The organism is Pseudomonas sp. AC136, from assembly GCF_979258585.1.
Genome location: NZ_OZ409865.1, coordinates 1,163,328 through 1,187,554 on the forward strand (window position 1 = coordinate 1,163,328; position 24,227 = coordinate 1,187,554).

A 24,227-nucleotide genomic window follows, 5' to 3' on the forward strand; every position below is an offset into this window, starting at 1 on the left:
GCCATATAAATGACATCACCTGAACGGGCACAAACGCTAATAAATGAAGGCGTTAGTGCAGACGCTTGCGGCACATGAGCAGGGCCATCTTGGCCTTGTCCGGACGCTCGACCACACCCTTCTCGGTAACGATGAAATCGATCAGGTCAGCCGGGGTCACATCGAACACCGGATTCACCGCCGGCACATCCGCCGCCACCCGTTTGCCAGCCAGCTCCAGCAGCTCACTGCCAGCGCGTTCTTCAATCGGAATGTCGTCGCCGCTTTCCAGGTTCATATCGATGGTCGAGCTCGGCGCCACCACCATAAAGCGCACGCCGTGGTGCATGGCGTTTACGGCCAATTGATAGGTGCCGATCTTGTTGGCCACATCGCCGTTGGCGGTGATGCGGTCGGCGCCGACGATTACCCAGGTGATGCCTTTGGTTTTCATCAGATGCGCCGCCGCCGAGTCGGCGTTCAGGCTCACCGGAATACCTTCGTTGAGCAATTCCCAAGCGGTCAGGCGCGAGCCTTGCAGCCACGGCCGGGTTTCGTCGGCATACACGCGCTCGACCAAGCCATCCAGGTAGGCCGCCCGAATCACGCCCAACGCCGTACCGAAGCCGCCAGTGGCCAGGGCGCCAGTGTTGCAGTGAGTCAGCAAGGTTTGCAGGTTGCCTTGATGGCGGCGAATCAGGTCGACACCTAATTGCGCCATGGTCAGATTGGCCTCGCGGTCGCTTTCGTGAATGGCCTCGGCCTCGGCATTCATGATCGCCAACGCATCGTCGCTGTCTTTGAGGCGGTACAGGCGCTCACGCATGCGGTTCAGCGCCCAGAACAGGTTGACCGCCGTGGGCCGCGAGTTATTGAGGGTTTCGAAGTCTTCTTCCAGCGCCATCTGCCAGTCATCGCCTTCGGCCATTCGCGCCCGCACACCGAGCGCCAGGCCATAAGCCGCAGCAATACCAATAGCCGGGGCGCCGCGCACTACCATGTCTTTGATCGCTTGGGCGACACCGGCCGCCGAGTCGAAGCGCACCCAGGTTTCCTCGAAAGGCAACGCACGCTGGTCCAGCAGGTACAGCGCGCCATCCCGCCAATCGATGGCTGTAACCTTCTCTGCTGCCAACAATTGCTCGCGCATGACCATCCTCGTACTCAGAAGCGAAAAGCCGCGGATTATAGCGAGCCCCACACTTGGGCGCTCGGGTATACTTCGTCAGCGCAAAAACCCGTCCAGGCCAGCGTTCCGAGCCTGGCGTAGTCAACTTCCTACATAGACGTAGGCGATACTGTCAAAAGCCTACTGTTACACGCCCATCGTTATAGCCTCTGGATGCCGCCATGCCCAACACCGCCGCCCCGCTCGACCTGCTGCTCCTGCCAACCTGGCTGGTGCCCGTCGAGCCTGCCGGCGTGGTGTTGCAGGAGCACGGTTTGGGTATTCGCGACGGTCGCATCGCCCTGATCGCCCCGCGCGACGAGGCCCTGCGCCATCCGGCGACCGAGGTGCGCGAGCTGCCGGGCATGTTGCTCAGCCCCGGCCTGGTTAACGCTCATGGTCATGCGGCGATGAGCCTGTTTCGCGGCATGGCCGACGACAAAGCGCTGATGAACTGGCTGCAAGACCACATTTGGCCTGCCGAAGCCAGATGGGTGGATGAAAGCTTTATTCGCGACGGCACCGAATTGGCCATTGCCGAGCAGTTGCAGGGCGGCATCACCTGCTTCTCCGACATGTACTTTTTCCCGGAGGTCGCAAGCGAGCTGGTGCACACCAGCGGCATTCGCGCGCAGATCACCATTCCGGTGCTGAACTTCCCAATCCCCGGCGCCCGTGACGCCGACGAAGCCCTGCGCAAAGGGCTGAACCTGTTCGACGACCTGCGCCTGCACCCGCGCATCAAGGTGGCGTTCGGCCCGCACGCGCCGTACACCGTCAGCGACGACAAATTGGAAAACATCCGCATGCTCGCCGAGGAGCTGGATGCCGGCATTCATATGCATGTGCAGGAAACCGCCTTTGAGGTGCAGCAAAGCCTGGAGCAGCATGGCGAGCGCCCGATGGCCCGCCTGGCCCGGCTCGACCTGCTCGGCCCGCGCTTTCAAGCCGTACACATGACCCAGGTAAATGACGAAGATCTGCAGTTGCTGGTGGAAAGTAACGCCAGCGTCATTCATTGCCCCGAGTCGAACCTGAAGCTGGCCAGCGGCTTTTGCCCGGTCGAGCGCTTGTGGCAAGCGGGCGTGAACGTGGCCATCGGCACCGACGGCGCGGCCAGCAACAACGACCTCGACCTGCTCGGCGAAACCCGTACCGCCGCCATGCTGGCCAAAGCCGTGGCCGGTTCCGCCACCGCCCTGGACGTACACCGGGCCCTGCGCATGGCCACCTTGAACGGCGCCCGCGCGCTGGGCCTGGAAAACGAAATCGGCTCGCTGGAAATCGGCAAGGCCGCCGACATCGTGGCATTTGACCTCACCGAATTAGCGCAACAACCGGTGTACGATCCGGTCTCTCAATTGATCTATGCCAGCAACCGCAACAGCGTCAAACATGTCTGGGTCGGCGGTAAGCAGTTGCTCGACAACCGTCGCCTGACCCGCATGGACGAAGACAAACTGCACGCCAGCGCCCGCGCCTGGGGCCAGAAAATCGCCAGCAGCCGCGCGCCCTTGAAATGACCAAGGGCTCCCTGGCCGCCACCGAATTCGATTTGAGGAAACCTGTATGAGCAACGTCGACCACGCCGAAATCGCCAAATTCTCCGCCCTCGCCCACCGCTGGTGGGACCGCGAAAGCGAGTTCAAGCCGCTGCACGACATCAATCCGCTGCGGGTGAACTGGATTGATGAGCGGGTCAACCTAGCTGGCAAGAAAGTGCTCGACGTCGGCTGCGGCGGCGGCATTCTCAGCGAAGCCATGGCCCAGCGCGGCGCCACTGTTACCGGCATCGACATGGGCGAAGCGCCGCTCGCCGTCGCGCGTTTGCACCAGCTGGAATCCGGCGTACAGGTGGAATACCGCCAGTGCACCGCCGAAGCCCTGGCCGAAGAAATGCCCGAGCAGTTCGACGTAGTCACCTGTCTGGAAATGCTCGAACACGTGCCCGACCCGGCCTCGGTGATTCGCGCGTGTTACGCCATGGTCAAACCCGGCGGCCAGGTGTTTTTCTCCACTATTAACCGCAACCCCAAGGCGTACCTGTTCGCCATCGTCGGCGCCGAATACCTGATGCGCCTGCTGCCGCGCGGTACCCACGACTTCAAGAAATTCATTCGCCCGTCCGAACTCGGCGCGTGGAGCCGCTCCGCCGGCCTGGAAGTCAAAGACATCATCGGCTTGACCTACAACCCGCTGACCAAGCACTACAAGCTGGCCAACGACGTAGACGTCAACTACATGATCCAGACCGTGAAGGGGGCCTGATGCGCCTGCAAGCGGTTCTTTTCGACATGGACGGCACGCTGCTCGACAGCGCGCCAGACTTCATCGCCATCGCCCAAGCCATGCGCGCCGCCCGCGGCCTGCCGCCGATGGAAGACAAGCTGATTCGCGACCACGTCTCCGGCGGCGCCCGCGCCATGGTGCTGCGCGCCTTTGACGTAGACCCGATGTCCGAGCAGTTCGAAGCCCTGCGCCTGGAGTTCCTGGAGCGCTATCAGGACCACTGCGCCGTGTTGACGAAGCCGTTCGACGGCATCGCCGAGCTGTTGGCCGACATTGAGCACGCCAAGCTGATTTGGGGCGTGGTCACCAACAAGCCGGTGCGCTACGCGGCGCCGATCATGGAACAGTTGGGCCTGGCCAAGCGTTCGGCCATTCTGATTTGCCCAGATCACGTCACTAACAGCAAACCGGACCCCGAGCCGCTGTTGTTGGCCTGTTCGCGCCTGGGCCTGGACCCGGCGAGCGTGCTGTATATCGGCGACGACTTGCGTGACATCGAATCGGGCCGCTCCGCCGGCACCAAAACCGCAGCCGTGACCTACGGCTATATCCATCCCGACGACAACCCGCGCCATTGGGGCGCCGACGTGGTGGTTGATCACCCGTCCGAACTGCGCGCCGTGCTGGATCGGGCGTTGTGTAGCTGCTGACTGTTTGATTCCCGGTCGGCCGCTTCCCAGCGCCCGACCGGCTTATTCCTAGAGAGACTGCTGATGTTCGACTATTCCGCCCGCCCCGACTTGCTCAAGGGCCGTACCATTCTCGTGACTGGCGCCGGCCGTGGAATCGGTGCCGCCGCTGCAAAAACCTACGCCGCCCATGGCGCCACCGTTCTGCTGCTCGGTAAAACCGAAGCCAATCTGAGCGCCGTGTACGACGAGATCGAAGCGGCCGGGCACCCGCAACCGGTGGTGATTCCCTTCAACCTGGAAACAGCGCTGGCGCACCAGTACGACGAACTGGCGGTGATGATCGAAAACGAATTCGGCCACATCGACGGCGTGCTGCATAACGCGTCCATCGTTGGCCCGCGCACGCCGCTGGAGCAGCTGTCTGGCGACAATTTCATGCGCGTGATGCAGGTGAACGTGAACGCTATGTTTATGCTCACCAGCACCTTGCTGCCGCTGCTGAAACTGTCTGCCGATGCGTCGATGATCTTCACCTCCAGCAGCGTAGGACGCAAAGGCCGGGCCTATTGGGGCGCCTATGGCGTCTCGAAATTTGCCACCGAAGGCCTGATGCAAACGCTGGCGGACGAAGTGGCCGACATCACCAACGTGCGCGCCAACAGCATCAATCCGGGCGCCACCCGCACCGACATGCGCGCCCACGCCTACCCCGGCGAAAACCCGATGAACAATCCGCTGCCCGCAGAGATCATGCCGGTGTATCTGTACCTGATGGGGCCAGACAGCCAAGGCGTGAACGGCCAAGCGTTCGACGCGCAGTAAGCGCCCACAAAAAAGCCGCTCAACAGAGCGGCTTTTTTGTGGGCGTCAGATTCGTTACTTCGCCATCAAACGCCACGCGCGGTGGATTTTCGCGTTGCGGGCGAAGTCCGGATCGAGCGTGCTGGCGGTAATTTCTTCCACCTGATACCGCGCCGCCAGTCCTTCATCGAGCTGGAACTTGCGGAAGTTGTTGGAGAAATACAGCACGCCACCGGCCGCCAACCGCGCCATGGCCAGGTCTAGCAACTGCACGTGGTCGCGCTGCACGTCAAACACGCCTTCCATGCGCTTGGAGTTGGAGAAGGTCGGCGGGTCGATAAAGATCAGGTCGTATTCCTCGCGATCTGCGGCCAACCAGTTCATCACATCGCCCTGCTCCAAACGGTTCTTATCCGAGAAGCCGTTCAGCGACAGGTTGCGGCGCGCCCAGTCCAGGTAGGTTTTCGACAGGTCTACGCTGGTGGTCGTGCGCGCGCCGCCTTTGGCCGCGTGCACAGACGCCGTGGCGGTGTAGCAGAACAGGTTGAGGAAACGCTTGCCGGCCGCTTCACGCTGAATGCGCAGGCGCAGCGGGCGGTGATCGAGGAACAAGCCGGTGTCGAGGTAATCGGTGAGGTTGACCAGCAACTTCACGCCGCCCTCGCTGACCTCGGTAAAGGTGCCTTGGCTGGCTTGGCGCTCGTACTGCTTGGTGCCGCTCTGGCGCTCGCGACGCTTGATCACCACCTTCGACTTATCGATACCGAGCGCCTGCGGGATGGCCGCCAGGGCGTCGAACAGCCGCCCCTGGGCCTTGTCGGCGTCGATGGTGCGGGGCGGCGCGTATTCCTGAACGTGCACCCAGTCGTGGTACAGATCGATAGCCAGGGCGTATTCAGGCATGTCCGCGTCATACACACGGTAGCAATCCACGCCCTCACGGCGCGCCCATTTGCCCAGGGTTTTCAGGTTTTTCTGCAAGCGGTTGGCAAACATCTGCCCGCCTTCGCTCAGGCGTGCCTGCTCAACTGGCGCGCTGGCCGGCGCCTCGACTTCATGCCCCTGGGCCGCTTGTTCACGCTCGCGCTCACGCTGCTCAGGAGTGCGGCGCTCGCCGGTAACGAATTGCTCGGGTTGCACCTTGATCAGCAGCAGCTTGCAGGGCAGTGCGCCGTTCCAGAAGGCGTATTGCTTGTGGCTACGAATGCCCATGCGCTTGCCCAGATCTGGCGCGCCGGTAAACACCGCCGCTTCCCAGTTCATACACGCCTGGCGCAGGCGTTCACCGAGGTTTTGGTAGAGGTAAAGCAAGCTGGCTTCGTCCCCCAGACGCTCACCGTACGGCGGGTTGCACACCACAAGGCCGGTCTGGTTGTGGTCCGGGCGCGGCTCAAACGTGGCCACTTCGCCCTGGTACACCTTGATCCAGTTGGAAAGGCCGGCGCGCTCGATGTTGTTGCGCGCGGGTTGAATCAGTCGAGGGTCGGCCTCGTAACCGCGAATCCACGACGGCTGTTTCGCCAGGCCTTCGTCAGCACGCTGCTGCGCCTCGGCATGCAGCTTCTTCCAAAGTGCCGGCACGTGGCCGAGCCAGGCGGTAAAGCCCCAGCGCTCACGCTTGAGGTTCGGCGCGATATCGGCAGCGATCATCGCCGCTTCGACCAGGAAGGTGCCGACGCCACACATCGGGTCGGCCAGCGCGCCACCGGCAGCGGCGATACGCGGCCAGCCGGCGCGAATCAACACGGCGGCGGCGAGGTTTTCTTTCAGCGGCGCGGCGCCTTGCTGCAAGCGGTAGCCGCGCTGGTGAAGGCTGTGGCCGGAGAGGTCGAGCGAGAGAATGGCTTCGCCACGGTCCAGGCGCAGGTGAATGCGCAGGTCCGGGTTGAGTTTGTCGATCGAGGGGCGCTCGCCACTGCTGGTGCGCAGCTTGTCGACGATGGCGTCTTTGACTTTCAGGGCGCCGAAGTGAGTGTTGTCGATACCCGAGCCATTGCCGCTGAACTCGACAGCCAGGCTGCCGGCCGCGTCAAGGTGTTCAGCCCAGTCGACGTCCAGCACACCGTCGTAGAGGTCGTCGGCATTGGCCATGGGAAAGCGCTTGAGCACCAGCAATACGCGGTTGGCCAGGCGCGACCAGAGGCACAGGCGATAGGCCGTTTCCATCTGCGCGAAGCCGCGGATCGCCGAGGTGTGTTCACGGGTTTCCTCCAACCCCAGCGCGGTGGCTTCCTCAGCGAGCAAGCCTTCCAAGCCCTTGGGGCAGGTAAGAAAAAGTTCGTAACGATCCGACATGTGTATTCCAGTGCCTAAGCGTAATGGCGCGCAGTTGAGCTGCGTGCCCGGTTAAAAACCGGGGTTCTACCCTCCGGTCCCGCGCATCGAAATGAAGCGCTTGGTGAGCCTTACGGCTCGAGCTGCCAGGCCAGCCCGTGTGAAAGCAGCCTAGACGCAACCCCTTTGCCGCGCCTGCTTGCAGGTTTGGCGGCGGTATCCGACACCAAAAAAAGGCGACGGACACCGCAAAAAAACGTATTCGAGACCCTTCGTCGGAATCGATGAACATCGCAACTGCGAAAATATCGCACTGGCCAATCGCCGTTATTTCCAGCTGCGGCCCCGGCCCCGTTGGCGCAGGCCGTACCGTAGCGGTTTGCTTATGGCCGCACCACGACAAACGTTACGTGCTTATGACAAAACGATCATTCCCAGCACCCGCCGCATTCGATAGAAATCAACTCAGCCCAACGTCGCAACGGCGCTGGGAGGAGACCCGTAACGCCGGCAGCGGGCTCCACTGGCAGAGGCTTTCTGCCAGGCCTCGTCAAGAGGCGAACCAGGACATAACAGTCAACAAGTGAGGGCAACACCCTATGAGAAGACTTAAGCGTGATCCTTTAGAAAGAGCTTTTTTGCGCGGCTATCAATTTGGCGTCCATGGCAAATCTCGTGAATTGTGTCCATTTACTCTTCCGTCCGTGCGCCAAGCCTGGATCAACGGCTGGCGAGAAGGTCGCGGTGACAATTGGGACGGACTGATCGGCACCGCCGGTATCCATAGGCTTAATGAACTCAACGCAGTCGGTTAAACAGGGAAACTCCGACTACTTATTTACTCTCCGCTTAACCATGCACGTCCCATCCGGACGGCGGGCGAGAGCCCAGGGCCTCCTTTAAGGAGGCCTTTTTATTGGCTGCGTTTTTTCGCCTTTGGGTTATTTGGCCTTGGGCATCGCCCCGATGGCGTCCACCGCTTCGCGGATCAACGCGGGGCCCTTATAGATGAAGCCCGAATAAATTTGCACCAGACTCGCGCCCGCCTCGATTTTCTCGGCAGCGTGCTTGCCCTCGGTAATGCCACCCGCAGCGATGATCGGTAAACGCCCGCCCAACTCGGCGGCCAATGCTCGGACGGTGTAGGTGCTCTTTTCGCGCACCGGCGCGCCGGACAACCCGCCCGCCTCGTCACCGTGCTCCAGGCCTTGCACGCCGTCGCGGCTCAAGGTGGTGTTGGTGGCGATGACGGCATCCATTCCGGCCTGCACCAAGGCGTTGGCCACTTCGACGATTTCTTCATCGCTCATGTCCGGAGCAATCTTGATGGCCAGCGGCACACGCTTGCCGTGCACCTGGGCTAAGTCTTCCTGGCGCTGGCGCAGCGCTTCGAGCAGTTGTTTGAGCGAGTCGCCGAACTGCAGGCTGCGCAGGCCCGGGGTGTTGGGCGAGCTGACGTTGACGGTCACGTAGCTGGCGTGGGCGTACACCTTGTTCAGGCACAGCAAGTAATCATCGACGGCGCGCTCGACCGGCGTGTCGAAGTTCTTGCCAATGTTGATGCCCAGCACGCCTTTGAATTTCGCCGCCTGAACCCGCGCCAGCAAATGGTCGACGCCGTGGTTGTTAAACCCCATGCGGTTGATGATGGCTTCGGCTTGCGGCAGGCGGAATAGGCGGGGCTTGGGATTGCCCGGCTGCGGGCGCGGGGTCACGGTGCCGATTTCTACAAAGCCGAACCCTAACTGGGCGAAGCCGTCGATGGCGTCGCCGTTCTTGTCCAGCCCGGCCGCGAGGCCGACAGGGTTGGGGAAATCCAGGCCCATCACCCGCACCGGCACGCGCGCCGGCTGTTTGCAGAACACGCCATTCAAGCCCAGGCGGCCGCCGGCGCCGATCATGTCGATCGACAACTCGTGAGAGGTTTCTGCGGAGAGTTTGAAAAGCAGGTCGCGGGCCAGGGTATACATGGGCGGGCTTCGCTCGAGAAAAAAGGTCGGCGATTATAGCCCTGCCCGGCGCTGCACGGCGAGGCGCTAGCGCGTCGCTGTAAGACGCCGCAGGGCGACAAGCTCACCGGCGCTGTTAAACTCCAGCTCGAAGGAACCGTAGACGCCGTCGTGGGTCAGAAATGGCCGCAAGTGGTGCGCCGGCAGGCTGACACGCCGACCATCGCGGCTACGTAACAGGATTCGGTTGGCATGCCCTTGATAGACCGCGCGCAAACGTTCGGCAGATAGGGCAATATCCAACTCCAGGCTTGGCATGGAGGCTACCTCGCTAATGATTCCCGCAATACTGCCACAGACCACCAATAGGTCGCAGGCGCATGGCCGCTGGCTGGGCATGCCCGGCTGCACGACCGTTATGAATGGTTGGACAATTGCTCCGGCACATTTTCACATCGTCTGCCACACTGGCTTGCATGACCTAGGAACTAGCATTTGGCCATGAGTCCCAGCGAGCATCCCGCCTCCCTTACCGAACGCATTTCAGCCCTGGCGCAGCGCCTGGGTTTGAGTGGCCGTGGGCCGCGGCATATCTTGCAACGTGCCAGCGAACTGCGTTTGCCATTCCAGGTATTGCCGCAGCCCAGCGAGCAAATCTGGTGGCAAAACGGCGCACCGCTGCAACGCCTGGTCGACCTGCCGCGTAACGCGCTCTCCGGCCCGGTGCAGGAAGACAAAGCCGAGGCTCACGCCATGCTGATCAAAGTGGTCGAGCACGACACTCAGCAGCTCAACGCCTTCGACCTGCGCTTGATCGACGGCCTGTGCGGCAGCGACCTCAGCGCCCCACCCTTCGCCAGCTTCGAGCAGTACGCCAGCAGCGAGGCGTGTAAAGGCATACGCATCATTAGCTACAAAGATTTCGTCAGAGTTATCAGCACCGCACTTCCGCGTTTTCTGGCCGGCGAGCGCATCGTGCTGCGCCAGGCCGACTGGGTAGGCAATCGCGTGTATTGGGCCGGCGAGCACCACCACGAGGCATTTGCCAGCGCCATTGCCTATGCACGTTTGCGGGGATTGGACGTGACCTTGCCCGCCGAGCTGACCCGCTACCGCATCAACGAAGCCGGACTGCACGCCCTGCAGGCGGGTTATCACATGCTGGCCATGCCCGTGCAAGCCTGGAGCGATCCGCAGTTCATGGGGTTGCTGCTCGACAAAGGCGTGCCCTACGCGCGGCTGGCCATGTTGCGTACTCCCGGCGCGCCAGAGTTCTTGTTGTTACCCAAACATTCCGCCGAAGCCACCGCCTTGGGCGAAGGCTTGCGCCTGGCCGGCGCGCCGGATGTGGTGGCGTATTTGTGTCAGTTGGCGAAGACGATCGCTCAGCGCTGAGCGTTATCGGGGTCGGTCACCGCACCTATTTCGTCAACGTCGCTCCCCTGCTCCGCCTCAAGTGCTGACTGGCGCTCTTGCAGCGCCTCGCTTTCGCTGATCAATTGCAACTGCGGTTCGTGGCGATGGGTCCAGTCTTCCAGCGTCAACCCGAGATTTTCCAGCAGCACGGGGTTGCGCTGCACCAGGTACACCGCGTTCAGTTGCCCGGAATCCGCTACCTTCAACTCCACCTCCCCATCCACCGGACCGCCGTAAGTGATCCAGCGTGAGAATTCGGGATACAGGCTGCAGACTTTCTCAAAATCGATGTCGTGCATGCGTTGCTGACCGCTTTCAATATTTTCCAGGCGCTTCCTGTCGATACCCGTCAATTTCTCAAACGCTGGACGGCTCAAGCCCATCAACTCGCGCAAACCGCGCAGTCGTTGGCCAGCGGTGAAGAGAAAACGTTGATTGTTCATCTGTACTTCCTGTCGAGATACCGTATTTCCGATCTTTACTACCAGTTAGGTACAAACCGGATTAAACCCCTAACCTTTAGTAATAGAATGCGGAACAGAGATTAAGGAAACCAAACCTGTCAGGTGCTTTGACAGGTCGCGATGGTGCAGGAAGCCCTATGAAAGAAATACAGCTAACCCAGGCATGGTTCCGCGAATGCCCCCGTTATTTAAGCGTTAAGCGTTTTTGCGAGGCCGCCGGTTTAACCAAGCGCCAAGCGCACATTGAGCGCCTTGTAGATCAAGGCGTGCTGCCCACCCGCCGCATCGGTCGCTACTTGATGGTGGACATGCATGAACTCATGGTCATGCTGCCTTCCGACATGAACGACGAAGCAGTTCCTGGCGATGCCGAGCCCGACCCTACGCCCTGAAGCAATCGTTCCGATTGGGTAATGGCGCTAATTCTCGTGTAGGAAGTGTGCACGTCTTACTTCCCTGCGTAGGCATATTCAAGCGCAACAATCGGATTGCCATTCGCCGACCCAGCGGCAACACTCTCGCCTCTTTATCCGAGGCTGGAGACTGTTGTGAGACTTGCAGATTACGTTCGCCTGCTGAGTCTGGCTGCCATTTGGGGCGCCAGCTTTCTATTTATGCGGGTGATCGTGCCAGTGCTCGGACCATTGCCCAGCGCGTTTTTTCGCGTCGCGCTCGCAGCGGTCGGTTTGATCGTGATTCTCTGGGTGATGCGCGTGCAGTGGAATTTCCACGGCAAAATGCGCCACTTGCTGGTGTTGGGCGTGATCAACTCTGGCCTGCCCGCGACCATGTATTGCCTGGCCGCCATGGTGTTGCCCGCTGGCTATTCCTCTATTTTCAACGCCACCACACCGCTCATGGGTGTGCTCATCGGCATGCTGTTCTTCGCCGAGCCGCCAACGCCGACCAAATCGCTGGGCGTGGTGCTGGGGTTGCTTGGCGTCGGTTTGCTCACCCGCACTGGCCCGGTGGCTTTCGATGCGCAGTTGTTGTGGGGCGCCCTCGCCTGCCTGGTGGCGACTACCTGCTACGGCTTCGCCGGCTTTCTCACGCGCAAATGGCTAGGCGGCGTGCCGCTGGACAACCGCGTCACCGCATGCGGCAGCATGTTTGGCGCCACGTTGTTTCTGTTGCCACTGTTCGGCTATGCCGTGGTTGAACAACCACCGGCTAGCTGGGGCGGTGCCACCGTGTGGCTGTCCCTCGCCGGGCTTGGTCTGGTGTGCACGGCGTTTGCCTATGTGCTGTATTTCCGCCTGATCACCGACATTGGCCCGATCAAAGCCTCTACCGTCACCTTCGCCGTGCCGCCTTTCGGCGTGTTGTGGGGCGTGCTGCTGCTCGGCGAGCCGCTGTCGTGGGCCTATTTATATGGCGGCGTGCTGATCGGCCTGGCGCTGTGGCTGGTGGTCAAACCGACACAGCCAGCCAAAGCCGCCGAGGCCTCCTGAGCGCACGCCTCACGGCACGCTGTCGTAATTACCCGACTCGTAACTCACGCCGTGACGCACGCGCGGCGGCTCTTCGCCGCTGTGCAGCAGCACCACGTTGTCGATCAGGGTTTTATCGAACAGCGTCAGGCGGTCGAGCATGCGTAAGTGTTGCAGCCAGTTATCGACCACCAGCACTTCTTGCCATACCTCCTGATCGCTGACGTCGCGGTACATCGCCCAACGCTCGGCGCCGTTACGCAAGCGCAGGCTGCGCAAGCCTTGCACAGCTTTGACAAACTCGCGGGTGCGCTCGGTGGGGATGCGGTACTCGATGCTCACCAGCACCGAGCCGCGCTCGGGGTTGAACACAAACGTCGGCTGGCCCGGCAAGGTAGCGGGCGCATGGGCGATATTGCTGGCGTCCAACTCGGGTAAGCGCGACTGGTACAGCAGCAGCGCCGAAGCCAGCATCAAGCAGCCGGCCGCCAGCAACGCGCCCTGCACGCCCATGGTCTGCGCCAAATGCCCCCACAAGAACGAGCCCAACGCCAGGCCGCCATACAGCGCGGTCTGGTACAGCGCCAAAGCGCGGGCCTTGACCCAGTCGGGCACCAGAATCTGCACCGCCGAGTTGTACGTGGCCACCGCCGCAATCCAGCAGGCGCCGCCAACCAACAGCGCCGGATACAGCACCCACAACGTATCGACGCTGCCCAGCAGCAACACGATGACCGCCAGCAACAAGCCGGCAAAACTGATCAGCCGGCTGCTGCCCACCACCTGCCGAGCGCGGTTGACCAACGTACTGCCGACAATCGCACCGATGCCGAGCGCGCCCAACATATAGCCGTACACCGACGCGTCACCTTCGGGGTTGCGGTGCGCCAGAATCGGCAACAGTGCCCAGATCGAGCTGGCCGACAGGCCAAAGCTGAATGAGCGCAGCATCACCAAGCGCGTCACGCTGGAATGCTGGGTGAAGCGCAGCGCCGCGATCACGCCCTCACCGATGTGCTCCGGCGGAAACTGCCGAGCCGGCACATGACGCCGCCATTGCCAGATGGCCGCGATCAGGCCGAGGTAGCACAGGCAGTTAAAGAGAAACACCCACGCCGAGCCGGTGACGCTCAGCAGCAAGCCACCGAGCGCCGGGCCCACGGCGCGGGCGACGTTGTAGTTCACGCTGTTGAGCAGCACCGCATTGCCGACCATGCTCGGTGGCACCTGCTCGTTCACGGCCGCTTGCCAGGCCGGAATGGTGATGGCGCCGCCCAGGCTGATCCACAGAATCGAGACGATCAACAACAGCGGATCGAGCAGCCCGGCGAAAGCGATGACGGTTAAAAACGTGGCGCCGCTGAGCTCGAAGGTCAGGCCGATGAGCATGATTTTGCGCCGGTCATGGTTGTCGGCCAGCACCCCGGACACAATCGACAGCACCACCAGCGGCAAGGCCGACGCCACTTGAATCATCGCCACCATCGGCGCGCTGGCATGGGCTTCGGTGACGACCCAGGCGGCGGCCACCGACTGCGCCCAGGTGCCGAGGTTGGCGAACAGGTTGGCAATCCAGATGATGCGAAAAGCGCGCACCGCAAACGGCGAGAAAATGCCCGCCGAGGTGGGCTTGGGAGGTTCCGGGGTGGCGCTGGTTTCGGGGGTGATGTCGTTTTTTGGGGAGACAGACTGCAACATGGGCAACACACCTTGTAAGCGGTGGGTTGGGTTGGGCCGAGCCTGGCGCTCAGCCCAACCAACGCCGGTTTATTGGACGAGTTCCTGCTCGTCGAACATGTCGCTGAACAACATGCTGGTGAGGTAACGCTCGCCGGAGTCGGGAAGAATCACGACGATAGTTTTGCTCTGCATTTCCGGGCGCTCAGCCAGGCGAACCGCTGCTGCCATGGCCGCCCCGCAAGAAATGCCGCACAAAATGCCTTCTTCGCGCATCAGCCGCAGTGCCATGGCTTTGGCTTCGTCATCGCCGACGGTTTCCACGCGGTCGACCATGCTCAGGTCGAGGTTTTTCGGCACAAAGCCGGCGCCAATGCCCTGAATCTTGTGGGGCGCCGGGCGCAGCTCGTGGCCGCCGAGTTCCTGGGTAATCACTGGCGAACTGCTGGGTTCCACCGCCACGGACAGAATCGGTTTGCCGCAGGTGTTTTTGATATAGCGCGACACACCGGTGATGGTGCCGCCTGTGCCGACGCCCGACACCAGCACGTCGATGGCGCCTTCGGTGTCGTTCCAGATTTCCGGGCCGGTGGTTTTCTCGTGAATCGCCGGGTTGGCCGGGTTCTCGAACTGCTGCGGCATAAAGTATTTACTGGTATCGGAGGCAGCGATTTCGGCGGCTTTTTCAATCGCGCCTTTCATCCCTTTCGCCGCTTCTGTCAGCACCAGCTCAGCGCCCAGCGCCTTCAACACCTTGCGCCGCTCCAGGCTCATTGAGGCCGGCATGGTCAGCATCAGCTTGTAGCCACGTGACGCGGCGACAAACGCCAGGCCGATGCCGGTGTTGCCGGATGTGGGTTCAACGATCGTCATGCCGGGCTTTAGCACGCCGCGCTCTTCGGCGTCCCACACCATGTTGGCGCCGATGCGGCATTTCACCGAATACGCGGGGTTGCGCCCCTCAATCTTGGCCAGAATGGTGACGCCCTTGGGCCCCAGGCGGTTGATGAATACCAGCGGCGTATTGCCGATGGACTGGGCGTTGTCTGCGTAGATGCGGCTCATATCCTCTAATCCTTGATTGATGCGAAAGAAAAACAGCCTATGCCCGCCAACGGGCAGGCGTCCAGCCGGAAAAAATCCGAACCCGAGCGGCCTGGGGACAGTCTAGCTAGTACTTCAAAGGAGACTGCCGGGCGAAACACGCACGCCAATTGAGCGATGCCAAACCGCCAGCAAATCGGAGCCAAACCCATGAAAAGACGCTACAGCTGGCCACTCTGGACCTTGGTTGGACTGATTGTCCTGGTGCTGGTTCTGCACTTCACACTGCCTTACGTGGTGCGCGACTACCTCAACGGCAAGCTCGCCGACATGGGCGAATACCAGGGCCACATCACCGATGTAGACCTGGCGTGGTGGCGCGGCGCTTATCAAATTAATGGCCTGAACATTCATAAAGAAGACGGCAACGTGCCGGTTCCGCTGCTCGAAGCGCCACAAATCGACATCGCGGTCAGCTGGCACTCGCTCTGGTATGACCACGCGGTGGTGGCTGAAGTCATGTTTATTGCGCCGACTTTGAATTTCGTCGATGGCGGCAAAAACGAAGACGCGACGCAGACCGGTAAAGGCGTGAACTGGCGCGAGCAGCTAGAGAAACTGCTGCCGATCACCCTTAACGAGGTTCGCGTAATAGACGGCAAGCTGGGTTTCCACAACTTCACCTCCACCCCGCCGGTGGATATGCAGGCCACCGAGGTCAACGCCAGCCTCTACAACCTCACCAACGTGGCTGACAAAAACGGCGAACGCGTCGCGCACTTCGAAGGCAAGGCGCTGTTGCTGGGGCATGCGCCGCTGGAATGCACCATCGTGTTCGACCCCTACGAGAACTTCGAAGACTTCCAATTCCGCCTGCGCGCCCGCGACGTTGAGCTGCGCAAACTCAACGACTTCTCCAGCGCTTACGGAAAATTCGACTTTAACGCCGGCCACGGCGATCTGGTGATCGAAGCCAACGCCAAGAAAGCCCAGCTCAGTGGCTATATCAAACCGCTGCTGCGTGATGTCGATGTTTTCAACTGGCAGCAAGACGTGGAGGAAAAAGACAAAGGCTTCTTCCGCTCGATTTGGGAAGCACTGGTCGGCGGCAGCGAAACCGTGCTGAAAAACCAGCAGAAAGACCAATTCGCCACCCGCGTCGAACTCAGCGGCAACGTGCACCAGCAAGACGTCAGCGCCTTTCAGGCATTCCTGGCGATTCTGCGTAATGGCTTCGTACAGGCATTCAATGCCCGGTATGAGCGAGGCAAACCCACCGAGGAATGAATCCGACCCTAACCGATGGGCAATTACTGACACCTTCGTCGGGGTGACTGCCCATTCAGTGACTGAATAGTGCGTCCGCGTTCACAGCCGTGGGACGGCCGCGCTATAGTCGGCGTCTACATCTACTGAAACCGCCAGGTTCCATAGGAACTTGCTGCTATCCGTTTGAGGATTTTCCGATGAAGTTCGAAGGCACCCAGGCTTACGTCGCAACCGACGACCTTAAATTGGCAGTCAACGCTGCCATCACCCTGGAGCGCCCGCTGCTGGTCAAGGGTGAGCCGGGCACCGGTAAAACCATGCTGGCCGAGCAATTGGCCGCCTCGTTCGGCGCCAAGCTGATTACCTGGCACGTGAAGTCCACCACCAAGGCCCACCAGGGCCTGTACGAGTACGACGCGGTAAGCCGCCTGCGCGACTCGCAACTGGACAGCGACAAAGTTCACGACGTGCGCAACTACATCAAGAAGGGCAAGCTCTGGGAAGCGTTCGAGAGCGATGAGCGCGTGATTCTGCTGATCGACGAGATCGACAAAGCCGACATCGAATTCCCCAACGACTTGCTGCAAGAACTCGACAAGATGGAGTTCTACGTTTACGAGACCAACGAGACGATCAAGGCCAAGAAGCGCCCGATCATCATCATTACCTCGAACAACGAAAAAGAGCTGCCGGACGCCTTCCTGCGCCGCTGCTTCTTCCACTACATCGCCTTCCCCAATCGCGCCACGCTGCAGCAGATCGTTGACGTGCACTACCCCAACATCAAGAAAGACCTGGTGGCCGAAGCGCTCGATGTGTTCTTCGACGTGCGCAAAGTGCCGGGCCTGAAGAAGAAGCCTTCGACCTCTGAATTGGTGGATTGGCTGAAGCTGCTGATGGCCGACAATATTGGCGAAGCGGTATTGCGCGAACGCGATCCGACCAAGGCGATTCCGCCGTTGGCGGGGGCGTTGGTGAAGAACGAGCAGGATGTGCAGTTGCTTGAGCGCCTGGCCTTCATGAGCCGCCGCGCTGGCCGGTAACAAAGTCAATTGCTGTGCTCCCCTCTGCCCGTTTGCGGGAGAGGGGCTGGGGGTGAGGGCCGGGAGCGACACCGTGTTGCCCGCAGCCCCTCACCCTAGCCCTCTCCCCTGAGGGGCGAGGGGACTGATCGAGTGAAACTCCAACGGAGACGCAGCCATGCTGCTCAACCTATTCAACGAAATGCGCGCCGCCAAGGTTCCGGTCTCGGTGCGTGAGCTGCTGGATCTGATCAATGCGTTGAAGCACAACGTGACGTTTGCCGACATGGACGAGTTCTATTTCCTGTCGCGCACGATTTTGGTCAAAGACGAGCGCCATTTCGACAAGTTCGACCGTGCCTTCGGCGCCTATTTCAAGGGCCTGGAAAATCTTAACCAGCACATCGAGGCGTTGATCCCTGATGAGTGGCTGCGCAAGGAATTCGAGCGTTCGCTGACGGACGAAGAGCGGGCCAAGATCGAGTCGCTCGGCGGCCTGGACAAGCTGATCGAGGAGTTCAAGAAGCGCCTCGAAGAACAGAAAGAACGCCACGAAGGTGGCAATAAGTGGATCGGCACCGGCGGCACCAGCCCGTTCGGTTCAGGTGGTTTTAACCCTGAAGGCATTCGCGTTGGCGATGCCGGCAAGCGTCAGGGCAAAGCGGTAAAAGTCTGGGACCAGCGCGAGTACAAAAACCTCGACGACCAGGTGGAGCTCGGCACCCGCAACATCAAGGTGGCCCTGCGTCGCCTGCGCAAGTTTGCCCGCCAGGGCGCGCAGGATGAGCTGGATCTGGACGGCACTATCGACTTCACCGCCCGCGATGGCGGCTTGCTGAATATTCAGATGCGCCCGGAACGGCGTAACGCGGTGAAGCTGCTCATTCTGTTCGACATCGGCGGCTCGATGGACGCCCACGTGAAGGTCTGCGAAGAGTTGTTCTCGGCGTGCAAAACCGAGTTCAAGCATTTGGAGTATTTCTACTTCCACAACTTCGTGTACGAATCGGTGTGGAAAAACAACCTGCGCCGCACCTCGGAGCGTTTTTCCACGCAAGACCTGCTGCACAAATATGGCGCCGATTACAAAGTGGTGTTCGTCGGCGACGCCGCCATGGCGCCCTATGAGATCACCCAGGCCGGCGGCAGCGTCGAGCACTGGAACGAAGAGCCGGGCTATGTGTGGATGCAGCGCTTTCGCGAGAAATACAAAAAGCTCATCTGGATCAACCCGTACCCGAAAGACACCTGGAACTACACGGCTTCCACCAACATTGTTCGCGAGCTGCTGGAAGACCATATGTATCCCTTGAGCCTTCGCGGGCTGGAAGACGGGATGAAGTTCTTGTCGAAATAAAAAAACGGGCCTCGAAAGGGCCCGTTCTTCTTTTGTGGGAGCGGCTTTAGCCGCGATTCTGTTGATCTGAAAAAGCATCGCGGCTAAAGCCGCTCCCACAGAAAAATGAATCACCGCCAGGGCCGCTGCTCATGCTGGGTAACCTTGTGGGTGCGGTTCACGCCCAACGTCCACCCTGCCCCGAGCACCAGCAGCTCGATCAAAAACGCCAACACGAACGCGCAGAAAATACCCCAGGCAATCGCCTCCGGCGCCAGCAGCACCTGGTAGCGGTAGCCCTCGTAGGTTTCCTTAAACAATTCAGGGTTGGGATTGAACGCCACATGCCATACCCGCACGTACCACGGCCCGGTCATGGCTTGCCATTCGCGGTCCAGCAAGCGCGAGCGCACCAGCAGGTTGGTCAGGCTATTGGCATCGCTGGCGAACACCGGGTCGTTGCTGGCGCGGTAGTGGGCGACCAGGGCGTCGAGGTCGCCGTTGAAGAATTGATTGGCGGTCTGGCGGAAGCCGCTGAGGCTCTGCTCCGACTCTTTCCAGTGCGCTTCAATGCGCTGGCTGTAGTCGTTGATGAACCCCGGAATCTGCACGCCAACCAGCAGGCCGACGGCAAACAACACCAAACGTAGATAACTTCTGAACATGCCTGCTCCTGTGCTCCTTGGATGGGTCCGTCGCCCGGCTTAGCTGCGGCCTTTGGCGATACATTCGCCGCGGCGCCACAGGCTCCATTCGCCGGGTTGGTACAAGGTCCAGCTTTCGTTTTCGGTAAGTGGCTCGGTGGCCAGCACGGTGACCACATCGTTCGGTGTGGTTTCGGCCTGGAAGTCGACGATTACATCCACATCCTTCAACCGTGCCGGGCCGAATGGCGCGCGGCGGGTGATTTGCGCCAGCTTGGTCGAGCAATAAGCGAACAACCAGTCACCGTCGCTCAACAGACAGTTGAACACGCCCTTGGTGCGGTACGCCGTGCAGGCGCGCACCAGGGTCGGCAAGAGCATTTCCACCGACACCGGCTGCGGAAAGGCGCTGCGAATCTGGTTAAGCAAATCGCAAAACGCAGCCTCGCTGTCCGTGTCGCCCACCGGCCAATAAAAACTCGGCGCCGGGGCGAAGTCGGCCAGTTGGCCGTTGTGGGCGAAGCACCAGTTGCGGCCCCACAGTTCCCGCACGAACGGGTGTGTATTGGCCAGACAAACCCTGCCTACGTTGGCCTGGCGGATATGGCCAATCACGGTTTCGCTTTTGATTGGGTAGCGCTGCACCAGCTTGGCCACTTCCGAATCGACGCTGGCTTGTGGGTCCTGAAACAGGCGCAAGCCGCGTCCTTCATAGAAGGCGATGCCCCAGCCGTCGCGGTGCGGGCCGGTGCCGCCGCCGCGCTGCATCAGGCCGGTAAAACTGAACACGATGTCGGTCGGTACGTTGGCACTCATGCCCAACAATTCACACATGGCTCAACTCTTCCGGACAACTGGATTGGGCAGGGACTTACAGACGCGGTTCGATGCGTTCACGACGGCCGCCACTGCCACTGGCGGGCTGGGTGCGGCTGTCGGCGGCGGGACGGATATAAGGCTGGCCTTGTGGCTCGCGTTCCATCAGCTCGCGCAGGGTTGGTTCATCTTCTTCAACCGGTGCCGGCGCGGCCTTGGCGGCTTTGCGCTTGTTCCACGCCCGCTCGATGGGCCAACGAATCAGCACGAACAGCACATAAACGACCACGGCGATCATGCCGTACATGGCCAGGTCGGAAACGGCGGTCCACATGTTGCTGCCGACTTTGAACAGCAAATCGAGCGCAGTCACCGCCACGGCCGGGGCATACAATTCTTTGCCGGGGTCGACAACGGTGGGTGTGAATAGCAGCACCGCGATGACCAACCGCAGCGGCTCGCGCAAGTAGCGCCACATCCAGCCGGTCATCAGGAAGCTCACCAGCAAGCAACCCAGGGCAGCGATGGCATACAGGCCCCAAGCGAGGACGTAATCGTGTTCGTTCATGCGGTTCGTGGCGATGCTGGCGAAGGGGCGCTTATGATAGCGGCTTTTCTCCTGCCCGGCGCGTCTGACGTCGGCCGCCTTTGCTCTGGAGTTTTGGTATGCCGCAAGCCCCTATTGCCCGCATCGAAAACGGCAACGATCCGTACCACTGGCTGGAAAACCGCGACACTCCCGAGGTACTCGAATACCTCAACGCCGAGAACGCCTACCTCGATGCCCAACTGGCCGAACAAGCCGAGCTGCGTGAGCAGTTGTTCGCCGAGATCAAAGGTCGGATCCGCGAGACCGACCTGTCGCTGCCCTCGCCCTGGGGCCCGCACCTGTATTACACCCGCACCACGGCTGGCGATGAATACCCGCGCCATTACCGCTGCGCCCGCCCGGCCGATGGCGGCAATACCGTGGACGACGCCAGCGAAGAGCTGCTGCTCGACCCGAACGAATTGGCCAACGGCGGCTTCCTGTCGCTAGGCGCCTTTAGCGTCAGCCCCGACTACGCGCGCCTCGCCTACAGCCTGGACACCAGCGGCGACGAGATTTATCAGCTGTTCGTCAAAGAGCTGGCCAGCGGCGCCATCACCGCCCTGCCCTTCGACGACTGCGACGGCAGCATGACCTGGGCCAACGACAGCCAGACGCTGTTCTTCGGCGAACTGGACGACACCCACCGCCCTTACCGCCTGAACCGTTACACCCTGGGCACCGAAGGCGCCGAGCAGGTGTTCGAAGAGCTCGACGGGCGTTTCTTCGTCAACTGCTACCGCAGCAGCTCCGAGCGCCAGCTGTTCGTGCTGCTCAACAGCAAAACCACCTGCGAAACCTGGGCCCTGGATGCCGATAAGCCCCAGGGCACGTTCACCTGCCTGGCACCGCGCGAAGAAGGCCACGAATACTTTGTCGACCATGGCCGCCTGGTGCACGGCGCCGACGCCGGCCAATGGGGCTGGGTCATTCGCAGCAATCAGACCGGCATCAACTTCGCCCTGTACCACGCCGCCACCGCCGGCGTGCCAGCGCGCAGTGACTGGCAAGAACTGATCGCCCACAACCCGGCCGTGATGCTTGAAGACATCACCCTCAACGCCGGCGCTCTGGTGCTCAGCCTGCGCGAAGGGGGTTTGCCGATTCTGGAAGTGCACGGTCTGGGGCAGGCGCCCGCCCGCGTGCAACTTCCAGACGCGGCGTACAGCCTGCACGTGCAAGACAGCCTGGAATTCGACAGCGACGTTATCCGCCTGCGTTATGAAGCGCTCAACCGTCCGGCCCAAGTGCGCCAGCTGCATCTGGTGAATGGCGAGCAAGTTGTGCTGAAAGAAACACCGGTTGAAGGCGTGTTCGACGCCGATGCGTACGTTAGCCAGCGCCTGTGGGCGACCGCGAGTGACGGCACGCAAATCCCCATCAGCCTGGTGGCTCGGCGCGAAACGCTGGGCAAACCGGCGCCGTTCTATCTCTATGGCTACGGCGCCTATGGCTCCAGCCTGGACCCGTGGTTTTCCCACGCCCGCTTGAGCTTGCTCGACCGTGGTTTCGTCTTCGCCATCGCCCACATCCGCGGCGGCGGCGAACTGGGCGAGGCCTGGTACCGCGCCGGTAAGCTCGAGCACAAGGCCAATACCTTCAGCGACTTCATCGCCTGCGCCGAGCATGTGCTTGCCGAGGGCTACACCACCCGCAGCCAACTGGCGATCAGCGGCGGCAGCGCCGGCGGTTTGCTGATTGGCGCGGTGCTCAACCAACGTCCCGACCTGTTCGCCGCCGCCATCGCCGAAGTGCCATTCGTGGATGTGCTGAACACCATGCAGAACCCCGACCTGCCGCTGACCATCACTGAATACGACGAATGGGGCGACCCGACCGACCCCGAAGTATTCGAGCGCATCAAGGGTTACGCGCCGTACGAAAACGTCAGCGCCCAGGCCTACCCTGCGCTGCTCGCCGTGGCCGGCTACAACGACAGCCGCGTGCAGTACTGGGAAGCGGCGAAATGGGTGGCCAAGCTGCGCGCGCACAAGACCGACGACAACCTGCTGCTGCTGAAAACCGACCTCGGCGCCGGGCACGGCGGCATGAGTGGGCGCTATCAAGGGATCAAGGATGTGGCGTTGGAATATGCGTTTTTGCTGAAGGTGTTGGGATTGGCGGTGTGATCGACGGTGGGGTTCTACCAGTTAAAAGTGGAATCTGTAGGAGCGGCTTCAGCCGCGATGCTCTTGATTTAACCGCACCCAGGAATCTCAGCTAATCGGAATGCCGCCCGGCCGCTCCCACACGAGTGGGCACCCGCACTCTGTATTCCATCCGAAATTCTGGATCCCCGCCTACGCGGGGATGACGGTGGGATTTGGAAGGTGGGTGTCTTCCAGCCCCAAAGTGGCACCTGTAGGAGCGCCTACTCCTCAACCCTTGGCTTCACCGGCTCGGCCGGCTTCACCTTTGGCGTGCTCGGCGCCTGCTGCAGTTGCGGCAGGCCGTTGTCGCGTGGGTTAACCGTGTTGGCGGGCGGCGCGGTGCGCGGGTTGTAGGCGCCGGGCGTGGTCGGCCGGGCGGCGGGCGCTGGCATCGGCACGTTGCGCGGCTGAATGGTCTGGTAAGGATTAGGCGTGGCGGTGCCAGGTGAACCCGGCGTGGCAGCCATCGTTGCGGCGGCGGCCATAACGCCCGCCCCCAGCACCATCAATCTAAACAGTTGCATAACGCACCTCCGTAACCGTGACGTGGACGTTAGACTACGCGCCCCGCATAAGGCTCACCCTCAATGAAACGCTTCGTTCTGCTCGACACCGCCCCCATTCCCGAAAACGGCGGCGCCCTGTGCCTGTTCGAGTACGGCGAAGATTTCGTGATCAAAATTCAGGGTGGCGACGGCGGCCAGTTGATGAACACGCGCATGCACGGTTCCGAAGATGCGCTCGCCGAAATCCCATGCAAGCAAGTCGCCCATCGCCCCGCGCCGCGAGTGCTGATCGGCGGGTTGGGCATGGGCTTCACCCTGGCCGCTGCGCTGAAAAATCTGGGCGCCACTGCTCAGGTGGTGGTCGCCGAGCTGGTGCCCGGCGTCATCGAGTGGAACCGTGGCCCGCTTGGTCTGAAAGCCGGCATGCCGATTGACGACCCACGGGCCGAAATCCGCCTGGCCGACGTCGCCCATGTACTGCAAGGCGAACCGGCAGGCTTCGACGCCATCATGCTCGACGTCGACAACGGTCCCGAAGGCCTGACACAAAAAGGCAATAGCTGGCTTTACTCCGCCGCCGGCCTGGGCAGCTGCCATCGCGCGCTGCGGCCCAAAGGCATTCTGGCCGTGTGGTCGGCCAGCGCCGACCGCAAGTTTTCCGAGCGCGTGGCCAAGGCCGGTTTCGCGGTGAAAGAGGTGCAGGTGTATGCCCACGGCAACAAAGGCACACGGCACACCATCTGGATCGCGGAAAAACGCTGAAGCCCTTGAG

Annotated in this window: 24 protein-coding genes; 13 read left to right on the forward strand and 11 right to left on the reverse strand. The window is 61.4% G+C overall.

The window, feature by feature from the left end; genetic code table 11:
* Positions 1–52 precede the first annotated feature (52 nt).
* Positions 53–1,129, reverse strand: coding sequence for an S-methyl-5-thioribose-1-phosphate isomerase (mtnA, locus tag ACZZZU_RS05220; protein WP_463549969.1), 1,077 nt, complete (start codon positions 1,127–1,129; stop codon positions 53–55).
* A gap of 200 nt (positions 1,130–1,329) precedes the next feature.
* Here mtnA and ACZZZU_RS05225 point away from each other — a divergent pair, with 200 nt between their 5' ends.
* The 4 genes from ACZZZU_RS05225 to ACZZZU_RS05240 all read left to right on the forward strand — a co-directional run bounded on the left by ACZZZU_RS05225 (position 1,330) and on the right by ACZZZU_RS05240 (position 4,890).
* Complete coding sequence (locus ACZZZU_RS05225; protein WP_463549970.1) at positions 1,330–2,670, forward strand: TRZ/ATZ family hydrolase; 1,341 nt, start codon at positions 1,330–1,332, stop codon at positions 2,668–2,670.
* A gap of 46 nt (positions 2,671–2,716) precedes the next feature.
* Positions 2,717–3,415: a bifunctional 2-polyprenyl-6-hydroxyphenol methylase/3-demethylubiquinol 3-O-methyltransferase UbiG gene (ubiG, locus tag ACZZZU_RS05230; RefSeq protein WP_463541884.1), complete on the forward strand. Its 699-nt coding sequence runs from the start codon at positions 2,717–2,719 to the stop codon at positions 3,413–3,415.
* Positions 3,415–4,086 carry an N-acetylmuramic acid 6-phosphate phosphatase MupP gene (mupP, locus tag ACZZZU_RS05235; RefSeq protein ID WP_122497878.1) on the forward strand — a complete coding sequence of 224 codons (672 nt, stop codon included), beginning with the start codon at positions 3,415–3,417 and terminating at the stop codon, positions 4,084–4,086. Before ubiG ends, mupP begins: the two co-directional genes overlap by 1 nt.
* 63 nt (positions 4,087–4,149) lie before the next feature.
* A complete protein-coding gene (locus ACZZZU_RS05240) occupies positions 4,150–4,890 on the forward strand; it encodes a YciK family oxidoreductase (protein ID WP_122497877.1) in 741 nt (246 codons plus the stop codon).
* A gap of 54 nt (positions 4,891–4,944) precedes the next feature.
* On the opposite strand, the gene rlmKL is transcribed toward ACZZZU_RS05240, so the two are convergent.
* Positions 4,945–7,164, reverse strand: coding sequence for a bifunctional 23S rRNA (guanine(2069)-N(7))-methyltransferase RlmK/23S rRNA (guanine(2445)-N(2))-methyltransferase RlmL (gene rlmKL, locus ACZZZU_RS05245; RefSeq protein WP_463549971.1), 2,220 nt, complete (start codon positions 7,162–7,164; stop codon positions 4,945–4,947).
* 578 nt (positions 7,165–7,742) lie between these two features.
* On the opposite strand from rlmKL, the gene rmf reads away from it, so the two are divergent.
* Positions 7,743–7,958: a ribosome modulation factor gene (gene rmf, locus ACZZZU_RS05250; RefSeq protein WP_122453312.1), complete on the forward strand. Its 216-nt coding sequence runs from the start codon at positions 7,743–7,745 to the stop codon at positions 7,956–7,958.
* Positions 7,959–8,084: 126 nt separating this feature from the next.
* On the opposite strand, the gene ACZZZU_RS05255 is transcribed toward rmf, so the two are convergent.
* Positions 8,085–9,113, reverse strand: coding sequence for a quinone-dependent dihydroorotate dehydrogenase (locus ACZZZU_RS05255; RefSeq protein ID WP_122497873.1), 1,029 nt, complete (start codon positions 9,111–9,113; stop codon positions 8,085–8,087).
* 66 nt (positions 9,114–9,179) lie between these two features.
* Complete coding sequence (locus ACZZZU_RS05260) at positions 9,180–9,410, reverse strand: DUF2835 domain-containing protein (RefSeq protein WP_122498539.1); 231 nt, start codon at positions 9,408–9,410, stop codon at positions 9,180–9,182.
* A 183-nt stretch (positions 9,411–9,593) separates the two neighbouring features.
* Here ACZZZU_RS05260 and ACZZZU_RS05265 point away from each other — a divergent pair, with 183 nt between their 5' ends.
* Positions 9,594–10,487: a DUF6685 family protein gene (locus ACZZZU_RS05265; protein WP_463382428.1), complete on the forward strand. Its 894-nt coding sequence runs from the start codon at positions 9,594–9,596 to the stop codon at positions 10,485–10,487.
* Here the strand turns inward: ACZZZU_RS05265 and ACZZZU_RS05270 are convergent.
* Positions 10,478–10,951, reverse strand: coding sequence for a helix-turn-helix domain-containing protein (locus ACZZZU_RS05270; protein WP_463549972.1), 474 nt, complete (start codon positions 10,949–10,951; stop codon positions 10,478–10,480). The genes ACZZZU_RS05265 and ACZZZU_RS05270 overlap by 10 nt on opposite strands.
* Before the next feature lie 158 nt (positions 10,952–11,109).
* Between ACZZZU_RS05270 and ACZZZU_RS05275 the strand changes: the two genes are divergently transcribed.
* Positions 11,110–11,364, forward strand: a complete 255-nt coding sequence (locus ACZZZU_RS05275) for a MerR family transcriptional regulator (protein WP_122497869.1) — start codon at positions 11,110–11,112, stop codon at positions 11,362–11,364.
* Positions 11,365–11,520: 156 nt separating this feature from the next.
* Positions 11,521–12,423, forward strand: a complete 903-nt coding sequence (locus ACZZZU_RS05280) for a DMT family transporter (protein WP_463549973.1) — start codon at positions 11,521–11,523, stop codon at positions 12,421–12,423.
* Between the two features lie 9 nt (positions 12,424–12,432).
* Here the strand turns inward: ACZZZU_RS05280 and ACZZZU_RS05285 are convergent, their stop codons facing one another.
* Both ACZZZU_RS05285 and cysK read right to left on the reverse strand, forming a co-directional pair.
* Positions 12,433–14,100 (reverse strand): MFS transporter, encoded by a 1,668-nt coding sequence (locus ACZZZU_RS05285; protein ID WP_463549974.1) that lies wholly within the window; start codon positions 14,098–14,100, stop codon positions 12,433–12,435.
* Positions 14,101–14,169: 69 nt separating this feature from the next.
* The gene (gene cysK / locus ACZZZU_RS05290) at positions 14,170–15,144 is read right to left on the reverse strand and encodes a cysteine synthase A (protein WP_463549975.1); all 975 of its coding nucleotides are present in this window, start codon (positions 15,142–15,144) and stop codon (positions 14,170–14,172) included.
* Positions 15,145–15,300: 156 nt separating this feature from the next.
* Between cysK and ACZZZU_RS05295 the strand changes: the two genes are divergently transcribed.
* The 3 genes from ACZZZU_RS05295 (at position 15,301) to ACZZZU_RS05305 (ending at position 18,771) form a co-directional block, all read left to right on the forward strand.
* Entirely contained in the window at positions 15,301–16,410 is a 1,110-nt protein-coding gene (locus ACZZZU_RS05295; protein ID WP_463549976.1) for a DUF748 domain-containing protein, read from the forward strand.
* A gap of 179 nt (positions 16,411–16,589) precedes the next feature.
* A complete protein-coding gene (locus ACZZZU_RS05300; RefSeq protein ID WP_463549977.1) occupies positions 16,590–17,435 on the forward strand; it encodes an AAA family ATPase in 846 nt (281 codons plus the stop codon).
* Positions 17,436–17,592: 157 nt separating this feature from the next.
* Entirely contained in the window at positions 17,593–18,771 is a 1,179-nt protein-coding gene (locus tag ACZZZU_RS05305) for a vWA domain-containing protein (RefSeq protein ID WP_122453321.1), read from the forward strand.
* 110 nt (positions 18,772–18,881) lie between these two features.
* Here the strand turns inward: ACZZZU_RS05305 and ACZZZU_RS05310 are convergent, their stop codons facing one another.
* The 3 genes from ACZZZU_RS05310 to ACZZZU_RS05320 are packed head-to-tail and all read right to left on the reverse strand — an operon-like array spanning position 18,882 to position 20,778.
* Positions 18,882–19,415, reverse strand: a complete 534-nt coding sequence (locus tag ACZZZU_RS05310; protein ID WP_463549978.1) for a DUF2937 family protein — start codon at positions 19,413–19,415, stop codon at positions 18,882–18,884.
* A 39-nt stretch (positions 19,416–19,454) separates the two neighbouring features.
* A complete protein-coding gene (locus tag ACZZZU_RS05315) occupies positions 19,455–20,228 on the reverse strand; it encodes a class II glutamine amidotransferase (protein WP_463549979.1) in 774 nt (257 codons plus the stop codon).
* Positions 20,229–20,265: 37 nt separating this feature from the next.
* On the reverse strand, positions 20,266–20,778 hold the full coding sequence (locus ACZZZU_RS05320) for an MFS transporter (protein WP_463382422.1): 513 nt from the start codon (positions 20,776–20,778) through the stop codon (positions 20,266–20,268).
* A 98-nt stretch (positions 20,779–20,876) separates the two neighbouring features.
* On the opposite strand from ACZZZU_RS05320, the gene ACZZZU_RS05325 reads away from it, so the two are divergent.
* Entirely contained in the window at positions 20,877–22,928 is a 2,052-nt protein-coding gene (locus ACZZZU_RS05325; protein WP_463549980.1) for a S9 family peptidase, read from the forward strand.
* Positions 22,929–23,170: 242 nt separating this feature from the next.
* On the opposite strand, the gene ACZZZU_RS05330 is transcribed toward ACZZZU_RS05325, so the two are convergent.
* On the reverse strand, positions 23,171–23,473 hold the full coding sequence (locus ACZZZU_RS05330; protein ID WP_122497854.1) for a hypothetical protein: 303 nt from the start codon (positions 23,471–23,473) through the stop codon (positions 23,171–23,173).
* 63 nt (positions 23,474–23,536) lie between these two features.
* Here ACZZZU_RS05330 and ACZZZU_RS05335 point away from each other — a divergent pair, with 63 nt between their 5' ends.
* Complete coding sequence (locus ACZZZU_RS05335) at positions 23,537–24,217, forward strand: spermidine synthase (protein ID WP_463382419.1); 681 nt, start codon at positions 23,537–23,539, stop codon at positions 24,215–24,217.
* Positions 24,218–24,227 lie beyond the last annotated feature (10 nt).